The organism is Paenibacillus zanthoxyli JH29 (assembly GCF_000520715.1).
Taxonomy (GTDB): domain Bacteria; phylum Bacillota; class Bacilli; order Paenibacillales; family Paenibacillaceae; genus Paenibacillus_AQ; species Paenibacillus_AQ zanthoxyli.
Window position 1 is genome coordinate 1 of sequence record NZ_ASSD01000169.1, and the last position, 3,333, is coordinate 3,333.

Below are 3,333 nucleotides of genomic sequence, written 5' to 3' on the forward strand. Positions count from 1 at the left end.
TCTCCGGCTCTTCTGCCCCAGATATTCGCCGCCCCGTCAATCCTTACGCTAATTCCTTCGGCTCCAAGAGCCGCCTTCAGCCACTCCCTCGCCTCCAGTTCGGCGGGAGTAAAGGCGGTCCGGTCCAGCCCTCCATGCTCATTCAGTCCGAAGGCAGCCAGATCTTGAATACTGCGTTCAAGTCTATCCCGGTTAATGCACAGGCTTTTGTCAATCAACGAGGACGCCTCCTTTTACAACCACTTGGCCTTTCTTAATGACTGTATGCACGAGGTTCATCCCATAATAGTATTGAAGCTGGCGGTAATTCTCGGCATCGAACAGGACCAAATCTCCCTGCTTGCCGATTTCAATACTCCCCATTACTTTCTCTCTGCCAATCGCACAAGCCGCGTTAATCGTACTTGCCGTCAATACTTCCGCCGGGGTCATCTTCATGGTAAGACAAGCGGCATTCATAATAAATGGCATGGAGGAGGTAGGCGATGAACCCGGATTGCAGTCGGTGGATAAAGCAACGGCCACTCCCGCTTCAATCATTTTCCGGGCAGCGGCCGGCTGCTCCATAAGGAACATGGCCGTACCGGGAAGCAGCACCGCAATCGTACCGCTCCTCGCCAGCGCTTGAATCCCTTCCTCCGAGGCCTTTAGCAAATGCTCGGCTGAAACGGCGCCCAATTCCGCGGCCAGCTCCGCACCTCCGAAGTTCTCCGCGATTTCATCGGCATGTATTTTCAACTTGAAGCCGTGTCTTCCTGCCGCTTCCAGAATCCTGCGGGACTCAGCGGTGCTGAAAACGCCTTGTTCACAGAACACATCGCAAAACTCGGCCAATTCCTGCTCGGCGACTGCCGGAAGCATTTCGTTGATAACGAGATCGACATAATCCTCAGGGTTATCGTTGAACTCTTCGGGAACCGCATGGGCTCCCATAAAAGTCGAAACCACATCAATAGGGTGACTGGCGTTAAGCGCCCGCGCGGCGCGCAGCTGTTTCAGTTCATCTGTTAGGGTTAACCCGTAGCCGCTCTTGGCTTCAATCGTGGTGACGCCGTGGAGAAGGAAATGATCCAGCCGGACTTTGGATTGCCGTACCAGCTCTTCTTCGGACGCCTCCCTTGTGCTCCGCGCCGTATGCAGAATGCCTCCGCCCTGCTTCAGGATGTCGATATACTTTGCCCCTTGAAGCCGCAGCTCCAGTTCATTCTCCCGGCTCCCGGTAAATACCGCATGCGTGTGGGGATCAATTAGGCCCGGTGTAACGACCTTTCCGCGAGCGTCAATGATTTCAACTTCATCTTGGCATGTGCTTAAATAGTGCTCTGCCAACGTGTCAGAACCGGAAAAGACGATGATGCCATCCTCAATAACAACGCTGCCGTTCGCGGTGATTCCCAGCATCGACATGCCTCTGCCCGTTCTTGGCCCGAGCCCTCCATCCATACTAATCAGCTGGGAAGCGGATTTGACATAGGTTAATTTCCCCATACTCCAGCCTCCTTTAATGCAATCCCGGGATATTAATGCCCTTCTTCTTCGCCGTGTCCACGGCAAGCTCGTAACCGGCATCCGCATGGCGCGCAATCCCCATGCCGGGGTCTGTGGTCAGCACGCGTTCAAGCCGTTTCCCGGCATCTTCCGTTCCATCCGCAACGACAACCATACCCGCATGCAGCGAATAGCCCATGCCGACTCCGCCGCCGTGATGAACCGATACCCAACTCGCTCCCGCAGCAGTATTGACCAGGGCATTCAGGATCGGCCAATCGGCTATGGCGTCGCTGCCGTCCTTCATGCTTTCCGTCTCCCGGTTAGGCGAGGCTACAGACCCGGCATCCAGATGATCGCGGCCGATGACAATCGGCGCCCTAAGCTCGCCGGATGCAACCATTTCATTGATAATCTTTCCGAATCGGGCGCGCTCACCATAGCCAAGCCAGCAAATGCGGGCGGGAAGACCTTGAAACGCTACCCTTCTCTGTGCCATGCGAATCCATTTGCACAGCCTTTCGTTGCCCGCGAATTTTTGCAGAATCACTTGATCAGTCTTATAGATATCTTCCGAATCACCGGATAGCGCCACCCACCGAAACGGCCCTTTTCCCTCGCAAAATTGCGGCCGGATATAAGCCGGGACAAATCCGGGATAAGTAAAGGCTTCCTTTACGCCTTCATCATAAGCGGCCTGGCGGATGTTATTGCCGTAATCGAAGGCGACGGCCCCCTGTCTCTTCATTTCGAGAATGGCGCGCACATGGACCGCTATAGAAGCTTTTGCCTGCTTGATATAAAGTTCCGGCTTAACTCTCCGGAGCGCCTGCCCCTCTTCCAGTGTAAGTCCTGCCGGCAAGTAGCCGTTAAGCGGATCATGGGCCGAGGTCTGGTCGGTAATGATCTCGGGAATAAACCTGCGGCGGATCATTTCCGGCAGCACTTCCGCAGCGTTGCCTACAAGTCCGATGGAAAGAGGCCGCTTCTGAGTCTTCGCTTCGGCAGCCATGGCAAGCGCTTCGTCAAGGTCCGGCGCCAACTGGTCGCAGTATAGCTTCCCAATTCGTTTCAGGATGCGTGCGCGGTCTATATCTATAACGATAACAACGCCTTCGTTCATCGTGACCGCCAGCGGCTGAGCCCCGCCCATGCCTCCCATACCCGCCGTTACCGTAACTGTGCCTTTCAATGTGCCTCCGAAATGCTGCCGCGCTATTTCCGCAAAGGTCTCAAAGGTTCCCTGGACTATTCCCTGCGTGCCGATGTAAATCCAGCTTCCGGCGGTCATTTGTCCGTACATCATGAGTCCTTTTTTGTCCAATTCGTGGAAGGTTTCCCAGTTCGCCCAAGCCGGGACCAGATTGGAGTTGGCAAGAAGGACGCGCGGCGAATCTGTTGTTGTCTTGAACACGGCAACGGGCTTCCCCGACTGGATCAGCAGCGTCTCATCCTCTTCAAGCTCCTTGAGACAACCAATGATGCGATCATAGGCTTCCCAGTTGCGCGCCGCCCGGCCGATGCCGCCGTATACAACGAGCTGATCCGGGTGCTCCGCCACTTCCGGGTCCAGATTGTTCATCAGCATCCGCAGAGCGGCTTCCTGTACCCAGCCTTTTGTATTTAATTTCCGGCCGCGCGGGGCGCGGATTATGCGTTGATGGTCTGACATTTGAGATCTCCCTTATTCGCTTAATTTGGCTGAATTTCTTCTAACGACCAGCCCTGCGTCTTCATACAGTGCGCCACCCGTTCAATATCCCCGCTCAAGGACCGGTCTTCCGTCAGCGGAGGCACGACAGACCGAATCAGGCTCAGCAGCTTCCGGGTTGCCGGAGCGAGCCG

Annotated in this window: 2 protein-coding genes and 1 pseudogene; all 3 read right to left on the bottom strand. The window is 55.4% G+C overall.

Going from position 1 to position 3,333, the window contains the following annotated elements; translation table 11 throughout:
* Positions 1 to 218, bottom strand: a pseudogene (locus L691_RS28100) (Zn-dependent hydrolase); the annotation flags it as partial.
* Positions 211 to 1,488, bottom strand: a complete 1,278-nt coding sequence (gene hutI / locus L691_RS0106625; RefSeq protein ID WP_025689529.1) for an imidazolonepropionase — start codon at positions 1,486 to 1,488, stop codon at positions 211 to 213. The gene hutI and the pseudogene L691_RS28100, both read right to left, overlap by 8 nt.
* Positions 1,489 to 1,501: 13 nt before the next feature.
* A complete protein-coding gene (hutU, locus tag L691_RS0106630) occupies positions 1,502 to 3,160 on the bottom strand; it encodes a urocanate hydratase (protein WP_025689531.1) in 1,659 nt (552 codons plus the stop codon).
* Between the last annotated feature and the right edge of the window lie 173 nt (positions 3,161 to 3,333).

What these genes read in the sequence shown, in the direction of transcription:
- hutU (WP_025689531.1), bottom strand. Translation starts at nt 3,160, where the DNA reads ATGTCAGACCATCAACGCATAATCCGCGCCCCGCGCGGCCGGAAATTA.
- hutI (WP_025689529.1), bottom strand. Translation starts at nt 1,488, where the DNA reads ATGGGGAAATTAACCTATGTCAAATCCGCTTCCCAGCTGATTAGTATG.